Below are 18,009 nucleotides of genomic sequence, written 5' to 3'. Positions count from 1 at the left end.
GGCCGTGCGCATTGGTGGAATCCGCCTCTGCGGCATGGCGAAAACGGCCAGGGATGATGGACAGTGACGACGCCCAGGATACCTGCCCTGCCGGATTCACCGCCGGATTCACTGATGGGCCGGATTCACCGATGGAAAAGGACGCGCCTTGCCGCAAGGGACCGACGCCGCCCGCCGCGATGGGGAGATGAGAGGGGAGGCATCCGCCCCCCGTGCCGGCGGCAACGCGGACGCGCGGACGTTGCGGCGCGGCCTGTTCAACGGGACCGCGCTGGGCTTGCTGGCGCTGCTCGCCATCGTCCTGCTGAACCGCGACGACCTGACCGGCATCGGCCGGGTGCTGACCGACCTGCCGGCGGCGCTCGCCATCTCCGCCGCCGTGCATCTGCCGCAGATCGTCCTGACCGGCCTGGCCTGGAGGGTGCTGGTCACGGCGGAGCCGCGCCCCTCCATCGGCACGGTCGTCATCCTGCGCTGGTACCGCGAGGCCGCCAACGCCCTGCTGCCCGCCGGCGCTCTGGTCGGGCAGGCAGCGACCGCGCGGCTGCTGGCGCGGCGCGGCGTTCCCGGCAGCGTCGCCGGGGCGACCGCCACGGTGGACTTGACGCTGGAGGCGGTGTCGCAGCTGTTCGTCACGCTCGCAGGTTTCGGCCTGCTGCTGGCCGGCGGGCCAGAGGGCGGAGAAGGGGGCGGAGAAGGGGGCGGTGGAGGGGGAGGGCTGACCGGCTTCACGCTGGCGGGGCTCAGCATCGCCGCGGCCAGCGTCGTCGCCATGGTGGCGCTGCAACGGCGGCTGCCGCTACGCCCCCTGGAACGGCTGCTGACCCGCCTGTCCCGCCGCTGGCCGGCCCTGCAGCCCCACTGGATCGCCGACTTCCAGGAAGCCGTACTGCGCCTGCACGAGGAGCGGCGTGCGCTGGCCGCCGCCGTGCTGCTGCACAGTGCGGCGTGGCTGCTGGGGGCGGTGGAGATCGCCGGAGTTCTGGCGCTGCTCGGCCATCCGGTGTCGCTGACCGACGCGCTGGTCATCGAAAGCCTGTCGCAGGCGCTGCGCAACGCCGGCTTCATGCTGCCCGGCGCGATCGGCGTGCAGGAGGGGGCGGTGGTCGCCGTGTCGGCGCTGGTTGGCGTGCCGCCCACGCCCGCGCTGACCACTGCGCTGGTGCGCCGCACGCGGGAGGTGCTGTTCGGCCTGCCGGGGCTGGTCGCGTGGCGCCGTTCCGAAACCGCATCGTCAGCAAGGATGGACGCATGATGGGGAAGGACTCACGGCTCGGCGACCTGTTGCGGCTGATCCCGCGCGGCGGACCGGCCATCTGCAACATCTCCGTCACCAACGCCTGCAACGCGACCTGCGGCTTCTGCAATTTCGCGCACGACAAGGGCTTCGTGACGCACCGGAGCTGGCTGGACGCCGACCGGCTGCCCGACGCGCTGGCCCTGCTGCGCGAGCGCGCCGCCGTGCGTTTCGTGACCTTCATGGGGGGCGAGCCGCTGCTCCACCCCCGCATCGGGGAGATGGCGCGCGCGGCGACCGCCGCCGGGATGCAGCCGACGCTGGTCACCAACGGCTGGCTGCTGCCGAAGAAGCTGGACGAGCTGGCCGAGGCGGGGATGACCACGCTCTTCGTCTCCATCGACGCGGCGGACGCGGCGACGCACGAGACCAACCGGGGCCTGAAGGGCGTGTGCGAACGCATCCGCGAGGCCAACGCCCGCATGCCGGCGCTCGGCATCTCCCCCGTCGCGTCGGTGACCATGAGCCGGCTGATCCCCGACTACGGGGCGCTGGTCGACTTCCTGAAGGGGCTGGGCTTCGCCGCCGTCACCTTCTCCTACCCGCGCAAGGCGCCACTGGGATCATCGTCGCTGGTGTGGTCGGAGGACAGCGATCTGGTGGACCTGTCGGCGGCGGAGCTGCTGGCCGCCTTCGACGCGGTGGACGCGCTCCGCGACCGGTTCCCGGTGCACAACCCGCGCGCCTCCGTCGCCGACATGAAGCGCCGCCTGCGCGGCGAGCCGGAACGCTTCGTGTGTCTGGCCGGCTACAAATACTTCTACCTGGACTGGAACTACGACCTGTGGCGCTGCGAGGACTGGAGCGCGCCGCTCTGCCCGGTGTGGGAGTTCGACGCCGGCCGCATGATCCGCGACGGCTGCCAGGCCTGCACGACGGACTGCTACCGCGACGCCAGCGTCATGCTGCACATGGCCGTGGCGCTGGGCGACGCCTTCGCGCGGATGTCGGAGGGCCGGCTGGCGGGGGCGGTGTCGGCGCTGGCGAACCGCCGCATGGCGGACTCGGTGGGCGCGGTGCTGCGGCAGGGCGGGCGCCTGGGACGGCTGTCGGGGATGGGGTGATGGGGATGGTGTTCCTGAAACTGCCCATGTCTTGTGCCGTCATCCCCGCGAAGGCGGGGATCCAGGGCGCCCCGAATGGTGTTCCGATGGTCCTGGATCCCCGCCTTCGCGGGGATGACGGTGAATGCTTGTGGTCGAGCAAGATGGTGGCGTCCGGAAGGGCTTGGATTGCGCTCTGCGGGCTGCTCGCCCTTCTCCTCACACCTTCCGTCGGCCACGCGCACGCGGTGGTCAAGGACTCCACACCCGCTGAGGGCGCCGTGCTCACCGGTCCCGACGCCGATGTTTCCGTGCGCTTCAACAGCCGCGTGGACCATGCGCGCAGCCGCCTGAGCCTCGCGGCGGGGAAGGGGGAACCGGCAGCACTCCCCATCGCGGACAACAGCCCGCCGGACGCGCTGACGGGGCGGGCGACGGGGCTGGCGCCCGGTGCTTACCGGCTGCTGTGGCAGGTGCTGTCGGTGGATGGGCACATCACGCGCGGGGAAATCCGTTTCCGCGTGAAGGGGCCGTGATCCGATGGCCCTGCTGACCGACATATTCGGCTTTCTCTCGGTCCTCCTGCGCGGGCTGGTGCTGGTCGGGACGATGACGGCCGTGGGGGGGTGTGCCTTCCTCCTGCTGCTGGCGCGGCCGTTGCGGCCGGCTCTGATTCCGTACGCGGATGGGATCGAGACGCGGAGCCGGCGGCTGTTGAGGGGTGCATCGGTGGGCCTTGCCGTGGTGGTGGCCGCGGACGCCGCCCTGGGGTTGGCCGTGCTGGCGGGGACGACGGATCTGCCGCTGGCCGAGCTGTGGGGGGCGGACTTCGTGGTGGCCGGTGCCGTCGCCTTCGCTGCCGCGCTGGCCCTGGCGGTGGCGGCGGGGTATGGAGCGGGCTGGCCGCTGGCGCTGCTGCCGGTGGTCCTGATCGGGGCCTTGGTCGCGACCAGCCACGCGGCGGCCCGGCCGGAGGAGCGCGGGCTGCTGCTGGCGCTGACCGCGCTGCACGTCACGGGTGCCGCCGTGTGGATCGGCGGCTTGCCCTACCTCGTCGGCGCGCTGGGGCTGGTGGGCGCGCGGCCCTGCTGGGCGCGGATCGGGCGGCGCTATTCGATGATGGCGGTGGGCGCGGTCGCGGCGCTGCTGATCGGCGGGGGTGGGCTGGCCTGGGCCTTCGTCGGGGATTTGGACGGGATTTGGGGCACGGCCTATGGGGTGATGCTGTCGTCCAAGACGGCCATGCTGGCGATGCTGCTTGGCTTCGGGCTGATGAACTTCCGCATGATCGAGCGCGCGGTGCGCGGCGGCGCGGCGCCGGCCCTGCGCATGCGGCGCTTCGCGGAGGCCGAGATCGGCATCGGCTTCACCGTGCTGTTCGCCGCGGCGTCCCTGACCTCCCTGCCGCCGGCCGTGGACCTCCGCGACAACCGCGTCACGCTGGCCGAGATCGCCGAGCGGATGGAGCCGCGCTGGCCGACGCTGAGCACCCCCGACCACGGCAGCCTCGCCATCCCCGCCTTGCAGGCGAAGCTGGACCAGGAGAAGGCGGCGCAGGACGAGCCGCCGCGCGCCTTCGTGCCGGGGGCCGGCGCGCCGCCGCCGCGCAACGCCGCGGACATCGCCTGGTCGGAGTACAACCACCACTGGGCTGGGCTGATCGTGCTGGCCGTCGGGCTGGCGGCCCTGCTGGAGAAGACCGGACGCGTGCCCGTCGCGCGGCACTGGCCGCTGCTGTTCCTGGCGCTGGCCGCCTTCCTGCTGGTGCGCTCCGACCCCGAGGGCTGGCCGCTGGGCGACATCGGCTTTTTCGAGAGCTTCCGCGATCCGGAGGTGGTCCAGCACCGGCTGCTGGTGCTGCTGGTCGCTGCCTTCGCGGGGTTCGAATGGGGCGTGCGCACCGGGCGGTTCCGGGCGGGCTGGACGGCGCTGGTCTTTCCGCTGCTGACCGCTGTGGGGGCCGGGCTGCTGCTGACCCACTCCCACGCGCTCGCCAACATTCGGGAGGAGTTGCTGGTCGAGATGACCCACACGCCGCTGGCCCTGTTCGGCATTGCCGCCGCCTGGGCGCGCTGGCTGGCGATCCGCCTGCTGGAGGGCGACCGGCGGCTGCCGGGGCTGGTCTGGCCGGTGTGCTTCATGCTGGTCGGGCTGGTGCTGCTGGGCTACCGCGAGGCGTGAACGTGGCATGATCGACGCGCTGGTGGAGCGGATCGTCGCCTTCTGCATCCGTCACGCGCTGGCCGTGCTGCTGCTGGCGCTGGCGGTGGCGGTGGCGCTGGGCTGGGTGGCGTCGCAGCGGCTGGGCATGGACACGGACGTCGCCAAGCTGATCGCCGCCGACCTGCCCTGGCGCCAGCGTGAAATCACCTTCGACCGGCTGTTCCCGCAGGAGGTGGACCTGCTGGCCGTGGTGGTGGACGGCAAGACCCCGGACCTCGCCGACCGGGCGGCGGCCGGGATCGCGGCGCGGCTGGCGGCGCGGCCGGACCTGTTCAAGACCGTGCGGCAACCCGGCTCCGGCCCCTTCTTCGAGCGCAACGGCATCCTTTTCCTTCCCGTGGAGGAGGTGCGCGCCCTGACCGAACGGCTGATCGAGGCGCAGCCGCTGATCGGCGTGCTGGCCGCCGATCCAACCGCGCGGGGCCTGTTCGCCGTGCTCGACCGCATGCTGGAGGGGGTGGAGCGCGGGCAGGCGACCATGGAGCAGGTCGCGGCCCCGCTCGACGCCATGGGCGCCGCCGTCCGCGCCGCGCTGGAGGGGCGGGAGGAGCCCGTCTCCTGGTCCGGCCTGCTGACCGGACGAACCCCGGCGCCGGAGGAGCTTCGCCGCTTCGTGCTGGCGCAGCCGGTGCTGGATTTCGAGGAGCTGCGGGCGGCGGCCAAGCCCACCGGCTTCATCCGGGACACGGTGCGGGAACTGGGGCTGACCCCCGATCACGGCTTGCGGGTGCGCATCACCGGGTCCGTCGCGCTGAACGACGAAGAATTTGCAACGGTGGCGGAGGGGGCGGAGGTCTCGCTGGGGCTGTCGGTGCTGCTGGTGCTGGTGCTGCTGTTCCTGGCGGTGCGCTCGCCCCGGCTGATCGTGCCGATCATGGTGACGCTGGCGGTCGGGCTGGTGGCGACGGCAGGGTTCGCTGCGCTGACGGTGGGGACGCTGAACCCGATCTCCGTCGCCTTCGCGGTGATGTTCATCGGCATCGCGGTGGATTTCGGCATCCAGGTCTGCGTCCGCTATCGCGCGCGCCGTTTCGAAATCAGCGAGCCGGACGCCGCCATGCGGGCGACCGGGCGGGAGGTCGGGCGGCCCCTGCTGCTGGCGGCGGCGACCACGGCGGCGGGGTTCCTGGCCTTCGTCCCGACCGCCTATGTGGGCGTGTCGCAGCTCGGCCTCATCGCCGGGGCGGGCATGGTGATCGCGGTGGTGCTGAACCTGACGCTGCTGCCGGCACTGCTGACCCTGATGCGCCCGGCGGCCGAGCGGGAGCCGGTGGGCATCGCCCCGGCGGCGCGGCTGGACCGCGCGCTGCTGCGTCACCGACGCGCGGTGCTGGCGCTGGCGGGGCTGGCGGCGCTGGGATCGGCGGCGCTGCTGCCGTGGCTGCATTTCGACTTCAACCCGCTGAACCTGAAGGACCCGGGCACGGAGTCCATGGCGACCATGTATGACCTGATGGACAGCCCGCGCAGTTCGCCCTTTTCCATCGAGATTCTGACGCCCACGGTTTCGGCCGCCGCCGACCTCGCGGAGAAGCTGTCCCACCTGCCGGAGGTCGCGGAGGTCATCTCCATCAACAGCTTCGTGCCGGAGGACCAACCGGCGAAGCTGGCGCTGCTGGAGGACGCGGCGCAGTTCATCGGGCCGACGCTGTCGATGATGGGGGATGAGGTTCCGCCCACGGCGGACGAGTTGCGCCGCGCCGCCGCCGGGGTGGCCGCGCGCCTGTCCGGGCTGGAGGCCGTGGAGCGGGCGGCACCCCTGGAACGGCTCGCCAAGGCCGACGACGCGACCGTGCAACGCGCCGCCGTGGCGCTGACCGCCGGGCTGAAGGAGCGGCTGGAGGGGATTTCCGGGATGCTCGGCGCGCAGCCGGTGACGCTCGACAGCCTGCCGGCCGATCTGGTCCGCGACTGGGTGGCGCCGGACGGGCAGGCGCGGGTGTCGGTCTTCCCCGCCGGGGACAGCCACGACAACGCGACGGTGATCCGCTTCGTGGAGGCGGTGCGCGGCGTGGCTCCGCAGGCGACCGGCGTGGCGGTGACCATCCAGGAATCGGCGCGCACCATCAGCACCGCCTTCCTGCGCGCCGCCCTCTTCGCGCTGGTCGCCGTGACGGTCCTGCTGGCGGTGGCCTTGCGGCGGGTGGCGGACGTGGTGCTGGTGGTGGCGCCGCTGCTGCTGGCGCTGCTGCTGACCATGGCGGTCTGCGTGGTCGTGGGGCTGCCGCTGAACTACGCCAACATCATCGCCCTGCCGCTTCTGTTGGGCATCGGCGTGGCCTTCAACATCTACTTCGTCGTGAACTGGCGGGCCGGGCAGGGCGAGCCGCTGGGCTCGCCGACCGCGCGCGCGGTGCTGTTCAGCGCCCTGACGACGGTATCCGCCTTCGGAACGCTGGCCCTGTCGAACCACCCCGGCACGGCCAGCATGGGACTGCTGCTGACCATTGCGCTGGGCTGCACGCTGGTGACGACCGTGTTCGTGCTGCCGGCGATGCTCGGGCGGCCGGCATTGCCTCTTCCTGCGTCCGGAAGTCCCGGAGATACGGGGAGCTATTCAGCCTGACTCTCTCCCCGGAGGAAGAGTAAGCGGTTGATCTAAATGCAAAAGCCCCTCTCCCTTGAGGGGAGAGGGGTTGGGGTGAGGGTGGCGTCGGCGGATGCCGGAAGGAAATCTATGCTTTTTCCGCCCTACTGGGCGTAACGACCCCTCATCCCAACCCTTCTCCCCCAAGGGGAGAAGGGCTTTCTAATGTCCTCCGTGGGGAGCGGGAAAGCGCGCCGTAGGTCGCCAGGCGTATTCCCGCATCCCTCGCCTGCCGCGCCACCTCCGTGGACGCCAGCGCGGCGAATTCGGCGGAGTGGCGGTAGCCGGGCATGGCGGCGGCGAGGGCGGGGGTGCTGGCCGTTGCGGGGTGGGCGTAGAGTTCCGTGACGCCCGGCGGCAGGGACCGCAGCAGCGCGCTCACGCGGTCCTCGGTCATGGCGCCGGTCCATTGGATACCGTACACGCGGTCGGGGGTGCTCAAGCCCGCGCGGCGCGCCTGCCGGCGCAGCAGCGCGATCCAGGGGGAGAGGAAGGCGGGGTGGCCGGGCTCGTCGGGGATGCGGACGGCCTTCAGCCCGAATTCCCGGCCGATCTCGACCAGCAGGCGGCCGACAGTGGGGTGCAGGTGCATGTGCTTGTGCGCGTCCACATGGTCCAGCGGCAGGCCCGTCGCGGCGAAGGCGCGGAACTGCGCGCGGATTTCGCTGGCGAGCTGCCGGCGCACGGACGGGCGGAAGAAGTAGGACACGCCGGCCAGGGCTTGGCGATCCGAAAAGCGCCCCTCGGCATCGACGAGGTTCGGGATCTCGCCGGGCGGAAGCGCCGCCACGGCATCGACCAGCGCCAGATGGAGACCGACGCCCAGGGTCGGCATCCGGCGGGCCAGGGCGACCGCCTGTGACGCGGCCGGCCCGGCGACCATCAGGCTGGCGGCGGTCAGGATGCCCGTTCGGTGGGCCTGCTCCACGGCCTCGTTCACCGCCGGGTCCAGGCCGAAGTCGTCGGCGGTGACGATAAGGGTCCGCAGGTCCCCCGCGCCCATCAGCCGGCCTTCATCAGCCGGCCTTCGCGGCCTTGCGGGCGTGCAGGAACTGAAAGAACTCCACGCCTTCGCGCAAACGGCGCTTCATCATCTCCGGGCTGCGGACCATCTCGTTGACGATGGAGCCGATCTTGCGCGGGCGGAAATAGAAGCGGCGGTAGAAGGTCTCCACGGAATCGAAAATCTCCGTGTGGGTCAGGTGCGGGTAATGCAGCGGTGCGATCTGCACGCCGCGCGCGTCGATCAGCTCCGCATGATCGGTGTCGAACCAGCCGTTCTCCACCGCCTGCCGGTACAGCTCCGTCCCCGGATAGGGGGCTGCCAGGGAGACCTGGATGGTGTGCGGGTTGACCTCGATGGCGAAGCGGATGGTTTCCTCAATGGTCGCGGGCGTCTCGCCGGGCAGGCCGAGCACGAAGGTGCCGTGGATGGTGATGCCCAGATCGTGGCAATCTTTCGTGAAGCGCTTGGCGACCTCGATCCGCATGCCCTTCCTGATGTTGTGCAGGATCTGCTGGTTGCCGGATTCGTAGCCGACCAGCAGCAGCCGCAGCCCGTTGTCCTTCAGCACCTTCAGCGTCTCGCGCGGGACGTTGGCCTTGGCGTTGCACGACCATGTGACGCCCATGCGGCCCAGTTCCCGCGCGATGGCCTCGGCGCGGGGCAGGTTGTCGGTGAAGGTGTCGTCGTCGAAGAAGAACTCCTTCACCTGCGGGAAGGCCTCGCGGGCGTAGGCGATCTCCCGCACGACATGCTCGACGCTGCGGGTGCGGTAACGGTGGCCGCCGACCGTCTGCGGCCACAGGCAGAAGGTGCAGCGCGACTTGCAGCCCCGGCCGGTGTAGAGCGACACGTAGGGGTGCTTCAGATAGCCGATGAAGTAGTCCTCCACCCGCAGGTCACGTTTGTAGACCTCCGTCACGAAGGGCAGCGCGTCCATGTCTTCCAGCGCCGCGCGCTCTGGGTTGTGGACGATCGCGCCGTCGGGGGTGCGGTAACTGAGTCCGTCGATGGAGGACAGGGGGCGGCCTTCCGCGACCTCCCGGATGGTGAAGTCGAACTCGTTGCGGGCGACGAAATCGACCGCTGGCGCGTCCTTCAGGCTTTCCTCCGGCTGCACCGCCACCTTGGCCCCGACGAGGCCGACGATCAGGGTGGGGTTCACCTCCTTCAGCGCCGCCGCCACTTGCGCGTCCGACGCGAAGGAAGGGGTGGAGGTGTGCATCACCACCAGATCGTAGTCGCGCGCCAGCGGCAGCACGTCGTCCAGCGTCAACCCCGCCGGGGGCGCGTCGATCAGGCGGCTGCCGGGCACCAGCGCCGCCGGCTGGGCCAGCCATGTCGGGAACCAGAAGGAGCGGATTTCGCGCTTGGCCTGATAGCGCGACCCCGCACCACCGTCGAAGCCGTCGAAGGAGGGGGGTTGGAGGAACAGGGTCCGCATCATGGCTCTTCTCCGCAGAAATGCAGGCGCCCATCGGAATCCACGCGGTAGCGCGCGTCGCGCCACGTCACCGTCGTGCCGCAGAAGCTCGCCACCAACAGGCCCGCCGACAACAGGTCACGGGCCGCCAACAGCCAAAGCGGGGTGGCCGGCTGCTCCAGCGCCCGGTCGATGGCCCGCCCGGCAAGGAAACGGGTGGTCAGGGCCAGCGCTACTGCGCCCAGCCCCAGCCACGGCAATCCGGCGGCAAGCCCGAAGGCCAGGGCCGGCACGCTCATGAACACCGGAAAGGTGACGATGGAGCCCGCGTGTCCCGCCGGCTCAATGGCGCGCACGGTGCGCATCCAGCGCAGCTCGTGCGCGATCAGGTCGGCGGCGGTGCGCTCGGTCACGGTGGTGGCGACGAGGCATGGCGACAGGGTGACGGGCTGTCCAAGCGCGCGCACCGCGGCACCCAGCGCGTAGTCGTCGGCCAGATGGTCCCGGAACCGCTCCAGCCCGCCCAGCCGGTCGAGGGTGGCGCGCGACAGCGCCATGGTCGCGCCGAAGCAGCCGTCCCGCCGGCCCATCAGCCGCCCCACGAGGACCGAAGGCAGGAAGCCGTGGTCGATGAAGGCCACCCCCAGCCGCGCCCACAGCCCCTCCGCGCCACGCCCGGTGTAGAGGCAGGTGATCAATCCAGCGTCTGGCCCGGCGTCCGGTTTGGCGAGGTCGGCGGCGATGGCGTCCAGATAGCCGGGCGGCACGCGGATGTCGCTGTCGGCGACGATCAGAAACGGGTGTTTGGCGCTGGGCAGCATGTTGAGCAGGTTGCCGACCTTGCGGTTCGTGCCGTGGCGGCGGGCCTCCACGACCAGCGCGATGTCGGCCTGCGGGTGCTCCGCCATCAGCCGGCGGACAACGCCGATGGCCGGGTCGTCGGCGCTCTGGACGCCGAAGACGATCTGGAAGGCCGGGTAGTCCTGGGCGCAGAAGGAGTGCAGGTTCTCCAGCAGCTCCGCCTCCGCGCCGCAGAGGGGCTTCAGGACGGTGATTGGCGGACGGGCGGAGGGGCGGGGCGGGGGCAGGGCGCGGAAGCGGCGGACCGCCCAGGCGGCGGCGATCAGGTACGCCGACGCAACCACCGTCATCAGGGCGAAGACCGCCGCCAGAACCGTCAGGATGGTCATCGCCCCCGCGATTGTCGATTGAGGGAGTAAGCTCAGCGCGCCGGAACAGACAACAACAGAACGTCCGTCCAGACAATGTAGCTTTTGCGTTTTTGTTCTATGCTTTTGGATTGTTGGTTCGCGGAATTACACAGATTTGGGGGTAGTGGCGAATCATAGGGGTTTCTTGTTCGCGGGTGATACGGCCTTCATAGTAGTCGCGCCCAAATCCCCTCGCCCGCCTCCGGCGGGAGAGGGAGGGGCCCGCGAAGCGGGAGGGTGAGGGCAAGGTTTCGCCGAGAGTCCTGATGATGTGAACACGGGATTCTCGGGATGACCTTGCCCTCACCCTCCCACGCCTTCGGCGCGGGCCCCTCCCTCTCCCGGCGGGGCCGGGCGAGGGGGGTTGAGGGCACGTCGATGGATTCCGGGAAACGCATGTCCTTACGCTCGCTCTCCGACCGCCGATCCCTTGCCCGTCTTGCCCTGTTCGCCGCCGTCCTGGCCTTTTCCGTGGTCTATTCCGGCGGCATGGCGCGGGCGCAGGGGACGCCGCGTTCGGTGGTGCAGGCCTTCTACGACGCACTGCTGGACGCCATGAAGAATGGAAAGGCGCTGGGCTTCCAGGGGCGGTTCGACCGCATCCGGCCGGCCTTCGAAGCGGCCTTCAACGCGCCCCTCATGACCCGCGTCGTCGTCGGGCCGCGATGGAACGACGCGACGCCGGACCAGCAGCAGAAGGCCGTGGAGGCCTTCACCCGCTACAGCGTCGCCAACTACGCCGCCAACTTCAGCAGCTACGACGGCGAACGGCTGGAGGTGCAGGGGGAAAAAAAAGTCCAGGCCGGGATGGTGGTGGAAACGCAGATCGTTCCGAAGGACGACAAGCCCACCGGCATCAACTTCCTGTTGCGCCCGGTCGATAGCACCCAGGGAAGCGGCTGGAAGATCGCGGACGTCTATCTGGACCGGACCATCAGCGAGCTGGCGACCCGCCGTTCCGACTTCGCGCGGACCATTCAGGACGAGGGCATTCCGGGCCTCGTCGCGCGGCTCGACGCCAAAACGCGCGAGATCGCGGCCACGGCGCGGCAATAGGCCAGGAGAGGCGGCAATAGGCCAGGAGAGGGAACGCATGACCGTCCTGGTGACCGGCGCCACGGGGTTCGTCGGCTCGGCGGTGGCGCGGCGGCTGCTGGCGGAGGGGCTGTCCGTCCGCGTGCTGCGGCGCGCTGGATCCGACCGCCGCAACCTGGACGGCCTCGACGTGGAAATGGCGGAGGGCGACCTGCTGGACGAAGCTTCGCTGCGCCGAGCCGTGACGGGCTGCGAGGGGCTGTTCCACGTCGCCGCCGACTACCGCCTGTGGGTGCCGGATCCGGAACGCATGCGGCGCGTCAACGTCGAGGGGACGCGGGCGCTGATGCTGGCGGCGCTGGAGGCGGGTGTGCCGCGCGTCGTCTACACCAGCAGCGTTGCCACGCTCGGCCTCGTCCCGGAGGGGGAGGCGGACGAGGACACGCCCTCGACGCTCGCCGACATGATCGGCCCTTACAAGCGCACCAAGTTCCTGGCGGAGGCGGAGGTCCGGCGGCTGGTCGCTGAGCGGGGGCTGCCGGCGGTGATCGTCAATCCATCCACCCCCGTCGGCCCGCGCGACATCCGCCCGACGCCCACCGGCCGCATGATCCGGGACGCGGCGGCCGGACGCATGCCGGCCTATGTGGACACCGGCCTGAACATCGTCCATGTCGACGATGTGGCGGAGGGGCATTGGCTCGCCTGGCGCAAGGGGGAGGTGGGGGAGCGCTACATCCTCGGCGGCGAGAACCTGATGCTGCGCGATATCCTGGCGATCATCGCGACGCTGACCGGGCGGACGCCGCCGGTCGTCCGCCTGCCGCAGCGCGCGCTGCTGCCGGTCGCCTACGCCATGGAGGCCTTCGCGCGGCTGTCCGGCGCCTCCGCGGAGCCGCTGGTGACGGTGGACGGGGTGCGGCTGGCGCGCAAGCGGATGTTCTTCAGCTCGGCGAAGGCGTGGGCGAGGCTGGGCTACCGGCCCCGCCCGGCGGCGGAGGCGCTGGCCGACGCGGTGGCGTGGTTCCGGTCAGCCTGATCAGAGCCCACCATCAGCCCACCTGATTAGGCCACCGGCTCCTGCACGCCCGCCTCCTCCCACATCTCGAAGCGGTCGGCGGGCAGGAGGAAGCGTGTGCGGTAACCGCCGACGCGCTCGATGTCCATCTCCGCGTGAAGCTGCTGCGCGAGGGCCGCGATCAGGCGCTTGCCCAGGCCCTTGGCCCGCCCACCGCCGTCGGAGCCCACGCCGTCGTCGCTCACCTCGAACAGGACGGAGGCGCCGTTGCGGGCCAGACGGATGCGAATGGTGCCGGAACGGCCGTCGGGGAAGGCGTGCTTCAGGCTGTTGGTCACCAGCTCGTTGGCGATCAGGCCCAGCGGCATCGCCACGTCCAGATCGCAGGCCAGCGGCTCCACCTCCAGCTCGATGCCGACCGGAACGCCGGTGTGCAGGGCGGCGAGGCCCTGGCCCAGCTCCCCAAAATAGGAGCGCAGGTCGATCCGGCGCAGATCCTGCGCGCTGTAGAGTTGCTCGTGCAGGCGTGCCATGGCCTGAAGGCGCCGGCCCACCGCGGCGAAGCCCTCGCGGGCGGCGGGGTCGGACACCTGCGCGGCCTCCAGCTGGAGGATGGCGGTGATCGCCTGCATGTTGTTCTTCACCCGGTGATGGATCTCGCGGAGCAGCATCTCCTTCTCCATCAGCGAGGCGCGCAGCCGCTCCTCCGCCTGACGGCGGGCGGTGACGTCCAGCAGGGTGCCGAGGAAGCGGACGGCGCGGCGCCGGCCGTCGCCGCTCTCCTCGAAATGCGTTTGGCCCTGGCTGCTCACCCAGCAGGGCTCCCCGCCCGGCCGCAGGGCGCGGAATTCCGCGGTGAAGCGGCCGTCGCCCGTGGGGTCGAGCGCCGCCTTGACGGCGGCGTCGGTCGCGGCGCGGTCCTCCGGATGCAGGGCGTTCAGGAAGGCGGCGTAGCTGGCCTCGGCCCCGGCGGGCAGGCCCAAAAGGACGTAGGTCCGGTCCGACCACAGCAGCGCGTCGGCGGTCAGGTCCCAGTCCCAGGTGCCGAGCCCGGTCGCCTGCACGGCCAGCCGCAGCCGCTCCTCGGTCCGCGCGCGTTCGCGGGCGAACCGGTCCTCCGTCTCCCGGATCCGGGCTTCCGCGCCGCGCCGGGCCAGCGTGGAGGAGGTGAGGGCGAGCGCCAGCACGATCCCCGTCACCGCCGCCACCTGGAGCGCCAGGAGGCGCGGCTCGATGGGCGGGGCCTGGAACCACGGGGCGGAGGCCCCCTGCCGGACCGTGAAGGTCGCGGCGGCCATGCCGACGTAATGCATGCCGACCACCGCGCCGCCCATCACGACCGCGCTGGCGGCCCTCTGAACCGAAGACTGGACGGCGCAGGCGAGCCGCAGGGCCGCCGTGGACGCCGCGACGGCGATCAGCATCGACAGGGCGACCATGCGCGGATTGTAGGTCACCGCCGCGTCCATGGTCATCGCCGCCATGCCGAGGTAATGCATCAGCCCGATGCCGCCGCCCATCAGCAGCCCGCCGGCCGCCAGCCGCCGCCAGGACGGCTCGTCGCAACGGGCGATGGCGAGGCCGCCGCCGGTCACGGCGATCGGCAGGACCAGCGAGACCAGGGTGATCGTGACGTCGTAGGCGACGGGGACCGCCATCGTCATGGCGAGCATGCCGATGAAGTGCATCGACCAGATGCCGCCGCCCATCGCGACGGCCGAAGCCGACAGCCAAGCCCAGCGCGCGGCACCCGTGGTGGTCCGCTGCCGGCCGGACAGGTCCAGCGCGACATAGGCCGTGAAAATCGCCACCGCGACCGAAAGGGCCACCAGCGCCGGCTGGTGGTGGCTGCTCAAATCCATCGAACGCCGTCTCCAACCCGGCGGTTTCCCTTCGGTCCGGTCGGGACGAAGGGCTGCCAAGGTGATTATTTGTAGTTGTGTCGCGTCAGCGCGCGTCAGGCATCCGGCCCATGACGATGCGGCCGGAGCGTTGGTGAGGTTAGAGTTTTATCGTTAAGGACTGGTGAATTTTCGAATCAATCTGACGAACGCGAACGGGTTAGAGCAAACCGTGCTTCGGGTATATGGATTTTAGGAAAATCGACGGAAGATCTTGGGTCGGATGAGTTTTTAGCCGCGAATAGGTATTACGAATAGAATATCCCATTGCATCCGATTTTCCTTGTGGCGTGAAGCGCACTGCAAAAAGAATGGACACCAACGGACTGCGGTGCTGTGATGGTTGCTCTTGAGACGGTTTTGGCCGCCCGGGTGCATCGGTTGCGGTTCCCACTCATAAGCATTCGCGATGCCGCACTACTTTCGCTTGTTTCTTTTGCTCGTGGTGGCGGTGATACCGCTCGCGGCCTTGCAGTTCACGACGCAGTACAATCTGCGTCGCGACCGCGAGGTTGAAGTCCAGAACGAGGCCGTTCGGCTGCTCGCGCTGATCGACGCGGAGCAGAAGGGCGTCGTCGCGGATGCGCAGCATGTGCTGGCCGCCGTGGTCGAGACGGGGGTCGCCCAGGCGGCACCCTCCGGCTGCCAGGCGGCGCTCGACCGGCTGAAATCGCATTTTCCCGGCTACCTGACCGTCGAACTGGCGGACCGCCAGGGCACCGTCTGGTGCACGACGCAGCCGCAATCCATGGGCCTGTCCATCGCCGGAGTCGCCACCTTTCGGCAGGCGCTGGACACCGGCGGTTTCGTGCTTGGCGAATATGGGCGGGATTTCGTGACCGGCCGCCCCGTCCTGCCGTTCCGGCTGGCCTACAAGGGGGCCGACGGGCAGCCGGCCGGGATCGCCACCGTGCTGCTCGACGTCGGCTGGATCGAGCAGGAACTCTCACGCCGCCCGATGCCCCCCGGCGCCTCCATCCTGATTGCCGACCGCAACGGCACAATCATGGCGCGGGCGCCCGAGCGGCCGGAGGTGATCGGACGGCCGCTGCCAGACCAGATTCTGGAGCGCATGCGCAATGCCCAGGGTGTGGAAACCTTCGAGGCGGTCGGGGTGGACGGCGTGAACCGCGTCATCGCCATGCTGCCCCTGGAAACCGGGACACGCGGCACGATGCTGGCCGTCGGCATCGACCCGACCTCGGCCATGCGACCGGTGCAGGCGGCGATGGTCCGGTCGCTCGCGGTCTTCGGGGGCGTGCTGCTGCTGTGCTGCCTGGGGGCGGCCTGGGGGATGCGCCAGTTCCTGCGCGTGCGCGAGCGGATGCACGAGACCGCGCTGGAGATGGCCGCCGTGCTGGAGAGCACCAACGACGCCGTGGCCGAGGTGGACCGGGACTGGCGCGTGGTCTTCGTCAACGAGCGCGCCAAGGCGCTGCTGCCGGCCGCCGCGACCATCCACGGCAAGAACGGGTGGGCGGCGCTTCCCTACCTCGTCGGCAGCGAGATGTGGCGCTGCCTGCACAAGGCCATGGAGGAGCGGGTCCCCGTGGAGTTCGAAATCCTGGGGCCGACCACGGGCATCTGGTTTTCCGTGCGCGCCTTCCCGTCGCGCAAGGGCCTGGCCATCTATTTCCAGGACGTCGGCCAGCGCAAGCGGCACGAGGAGGAGCGCGCGCACCTGACGCGGCAGCTGGAATCGGAGCGGAGCCTGCTGCAAGCCGTGCTCGACCACATGCCGTCGGGGCTGCTGGTCGCCGAGGCGCCCTCCGGACGGATCGTAAAGACCAACGCCACGGCGGAACTCCTGCTCGGCGCGCCCATCCCCACACATCTTGTGAGCGATGCCGCCGAATGCGCGTCCGCCGTCTTCGGGGCGTTCCGGCCGGACGGCACGCCCTACGGCCCGGACGAATGCCCCTTCGCGCGCGCCCTGCGGCGGGGCGAGATGATCGAGCAGGAGGACATGGCCTACCGTCGGGCCGACGGCAGCATGGCGATGCTGTCCGCCAGCACCGCCCCCGTGCGCGACGCCGACGGGCGGGTCACGCTGACCATTGTCACGCTGCGCGACGTGGGCGAGCGCCGCGCCATGGAACTGGCCCTGCATCAGGCGAAGGAGGAGGCCGACCATGCCAACCGCGCCAAGTCGAAGTTCCTGGCCGCCGCCAGCCACGACCTGCGCCAGCCGATGCAGTCCATGTTCCTGTTCACCGGCATCCTGCACCGCCACATCCAGGACGAGCAGGGGCAGCGCAGCCTGGAGATGCTGGAACGCGGGCTGGACACGCTGAAGGGCCTGCTGGACAGCCTGCTGGACGTGTCCCGCCTCGACGCCGGGGCCATCGAGCCGCGCATCGAGAGCTTCCCGCTGACCGGTCTGATCGACGAGATCGTCGCCTCCTACGCGCCGATCCTGGAAAGCAAGAAGCTGGCCTTCCGCATCGTCCAGGACCGCGCGGTGTCGGTGCGCAGCGACCGCGTGCTGCTCGGCCGCATGCTGCGCAACCTCGTGGAGAATGCCGTCAAGTACACGGAACGCGGCGCGGTGCAGATCGGCTACCGCCTGCTGGACGGCACGGTGCGGATCGAGGTCAGCGACACCGGCATCGGCATTCCGCCGGACCAGCTGACCCAGATCTTCGCGGAGTTCCATCAGGTCGACAATCCCGAACGGGACCGCGCGCGGGGCCTGGGACTGGGGTTGGCCATCGTGCAGCGCCTGTCCTCCATCCTCGACCACCCGGTGGAGGTGCGCTCCCAGCCCGGCCGGGGTTCGGTCTTCAGCATCGAGGTCCCGGTCGACGGGGCGGAGGCGGACGCGGAGCCGGTCCGGTCCGTGGCCGACGATCGGGTGGAAAGCGGCGGCAAGCGGTTGGCGTTGCTGGTGGACGACGATGCCATCGTCCTGCTGGGGCTGCGCGACATGTTCCGGGAATGGGGCTACGAGGTGATGATCGCCGGCTCCGCCGATCAGGCGGTGGAGCGGGTGGAGGCGGCGGGACGCTTCCCCGACGTCATGCTGGTGGACTACCGCCTGCGCGAGGGCAGCGTCGGGACGGAGGCGGTGCTGCGCGTCCGGGAAATGGCCGGCGCCGACATCCCCGCCCTGATCCTGACCGGCGAATCCGGCCCGGAATGCGAACAGGACGCGCGCCAGCATGGGCTGAAGGTCGTCCGCAAGCCAGTCACCCCCCGGCAACTGCGCCGCGCGCTCGACCGCGCGCTGGAGGGCGGCATGGCCGAGGATCTGCAAAGCTCGCTGTGA

The 18,009-nt window shown here is 70.4% G+C and carries 12 protein-coding genes; 8 read left to right on the top strand and 4 right to left on the bottom strand.

The window, feature by feature from the left end; translation table 11 throughout:
- Positions 1-148: 148 nt before the first annotated feature.
- Genes ACSVC7_RS19425 through ACSVC7_RS19405 form a run of 5 tightly spaced genes read left to right on the top strand, consistent with a single transcriptional unit; the run spans position 149 to position 7,129 of the window.
- Complete coding sequence (locus ACSVC7_RS19425; protein WP_448205959.1) at positions 149-1,255, top strand: lysylphosphatidylglycerol synthase domain-containing protein; 1,107 nt, start codon at positions 149-151, stop codon at positions 1,253-1,255.
- On the top strand, positions 1,252-2,361 hold the full coding sequence (locus tag ACSVC7_RS19420; RefSeq protein WP_448205960.1) for a radical SAM protein: 1,110 nt from the start codon (positions 1,252-1,254) through the stop codon (positions 2,359-2,361). Before ACSVC7_RS19425 ends, ACSVC7_RS19420 begins: the two co-directional genes overlap by 4 nt.
- A complete protein-coding gene (locus tag ACSVC7_RS19415) occupies positions 2,361-2,876 on the top strand; it encodes a copper resistance CopC family protein (RefSeq protein ID WP_483508533.1) in 516 nt (171 codons plus the stop codon). Before ACSVC7_RS19420 ends, ACSVC7_RS19415 begins: the two co-directional genes overlap by 1 nt.
- Before the next feature lie 4 nt (positions 2,877-2,880).
- Positions 2,881-4,521: a CopD family protein gene (locus tag ACSVC7_RS19410; RefSeq protein ID WP_448205962.1), complete on the top strand. Its 1,641-nt coding sequence runs from the start codon at positions 2,881-2,883 to the stop codon at positions 4,519-4,521.
- Positions 4,522-4,528: 7 nt separating this feature from the next.
- A complete protein-coding gene (locus tag ACSVC7_RS19405; RefSeq protein WP_448205963.1) occupies positions 4,529-7,129 on the top strand; it encodes an MMPL family transporter in 2,601 nt (866 codons plus the stop codon).
- Between the two features lie 145 nt (positions 7,130-7,274).
- Here ACSVC7_RS19405 and hpnK read toward each other — a convergent pair whose 3' ends face one another.
- From hpnK to hpnI, 3 genes are read right to left on the bottom strand one after another with little or no spacing between them, the layout of a single operon-like run.
- Positions 7,275-8,153 carry a hopanoid biosynthesis-associated protein HpnK gene (hpnK, locus tag ACSVC7_RS19400; RefSeq protein WP_448205964.1) on the bottom strand — a complete coding sequence of 293 codons (879 nt, stop codon included), beginning with the start codon at positions 8,151-8,153 and terminating at the stop codon, positions 7,275-7,277.
- 13 nt (positions 8,154-8,166) lie between these two features.
- On the bottom strand, positions 8,167-9,600 hold the full coding sequence (gene hpnJ / locus ACSVC7_RS19395) for a hopanoid biosynthesis associated radical SAM protein HpnJ (protein WP_448205965.1): 1,434 nt from the start codon (positions 9,598-9,600) through the stop codon (positions 8,167-8,169).
- Positions 9,597-10,766 (bottom strand): bacteriohopanetetrol glucosamine biosynthesis glycosyltransferase HpnI, encoded by a 1,170-nt coding sequence (gene hpnI, locus ACSVC7_RS19390; protein ID WP_448205966.1) that lies wholly within the window; start codon positions 10,764-10,766, stop codon positions 9,597-9,599. Before hpnI ends, hpnJ begins: the two co-directional genes overlap by 4 nt.
- A 417-nt stretch (positions 10,767-11,183) precedes the next feature.
- On the opposite strand from hpnI, the gene ACSVC7_RS19385 reads away from it, so the two are divergent.
- On the top strand, positions 11,184-11,843 hold the full coding sequence (locus ACSVC7_RS19385) for an ABC transporter substrate-binding protein (RefSeq protein WP_448205967.1): 660 nt from the start codon (positions 11,184-11,186) through the stop codon (positions 11,841-11,843).
- 37 nt (positions 11,844-11,880) lie between these two features.
- Positions 11,881-12,861 (top strand): hopanoid-associated sugar epimerase, encoded by a 981-nt coding sequence (gene hpnA, locus ACSVC7_RS19380; protein WP_448205968.1) that lies wholly within the window; start codon positions 11,881-11,883, stop codon positions 12,859-12,861.
- Between the two features lie 26 nt (positions 12,862-12,887).
- On the opposite strand, the gene ACSVC7_RS19375 is transcribed toward hpnA, so the two are convergent.
- A complete protein-coding gene (locus ACSVC7_RS19375; protein ID WP_448205969.1) occupies positions 12,888-14,702 on the bottom strand; it encodes an MHYT domain-containing protein in 1,815 nt (604 codons plus the stop codon).
- A gap of 448 nt (positions 14,703-15,150) precedes the next feature.
- Here ACSVC7_RS19375 and ACSVC7_RS19370 point away from each other — a divergent pair, with 448 nt between their 5' ends.
- Positions 15,151-18,009, top strand: a complete 2,859-nt coding sequence (locus ACSVC7_RS19370; RefSeq protein ID WP_448205970.1) for an ATP-binding protein — start codon at positions 15,151-15,153, stop codon at positions 18,007-18,009.

The organism is Azospirillum mesophilum, from assembly GCF_053470405.2.
Note: the sequence above shows the minus strand (reverse complement) of the source record. Positions and strands in the feature narration are given on the sequence as shown.

Coding starts and splice junctions, on each gene's coding strand:
- ACSVC7_RS19420 (WP_448205960.1), top strand. CDS start 1,252: ATGATGGGGAAGGACTCACGGCTCGGCGACCTGTTGCGGCTGATCCCG.
- ACSVC7_RS19415 (WP_483508533.1), top strand. CDS start 2,361: ATGGGGATGGTGTTCCTGAAACTGCCCATGTCTTGTGCCGTCATCCCC.
- ACSVC7_RS19410 (WP_448205962.1), top strand. CDS start 2,881: ATGGCCCTGCTGACCGACATATTCGGCTTTCTCTCGGTCCTCCTGCGC.
- ACSVC7_RS19405 (WP_448205963.1), top strand. CDS start 4,529: ATGATCGACGCGCTGGTGGAGCGGATCGTCGCCTTCTGCATCCGTCAC.
- hpnK (WP_448205964.1), bottom strand. CDS start 8,153: ATGGGCGCGGGGGACCTGCGGACCCTTATCGTCACCGCCGACGACTTC.
- hpnJ (WP_448205965.1), bottom strand. CDS start 9,600: ATGATGCGGACCCTGTTCCTCCAACCCCCCTCCTTCGACGGCTTCGAC.
- hpnI (WP_448205966.1), bottom strand. CDS start 10,766: ATGACCATCCTGACGGTTCTGGCGGCGGTCTTCGCCCTGATGACGGTG.
- ACSVC7_RS19385 (WP_448205967.1), top strand. CDS start 11,184: ATGTCCTTACGCTCGCTCTCCGACCGCCGATCCCTTGCCCGTCTTGCC.
- hpnA (WP_448205968.1), top strand. CDS start 11,881: ATGACCGTCCTGGTGACCGGCGCCACGGGGTTCGTCGGCTCGGCGGTG.
- ACSVC7_RS19375 (WP_448205969.1), bottom strand. CDS start 14,702: ATGGATTTGAGCAGCCACCACCAGCCGGCGCTGGTGGCCCTTTCGGTC.
- ACSVC7_RS19370 (WP_448205970.1), top strand. CDS start 15,151: ATGCCGCACTACTTTCGCTTGTTTCTTTTGCTCGTGGTGGCGGTGATA.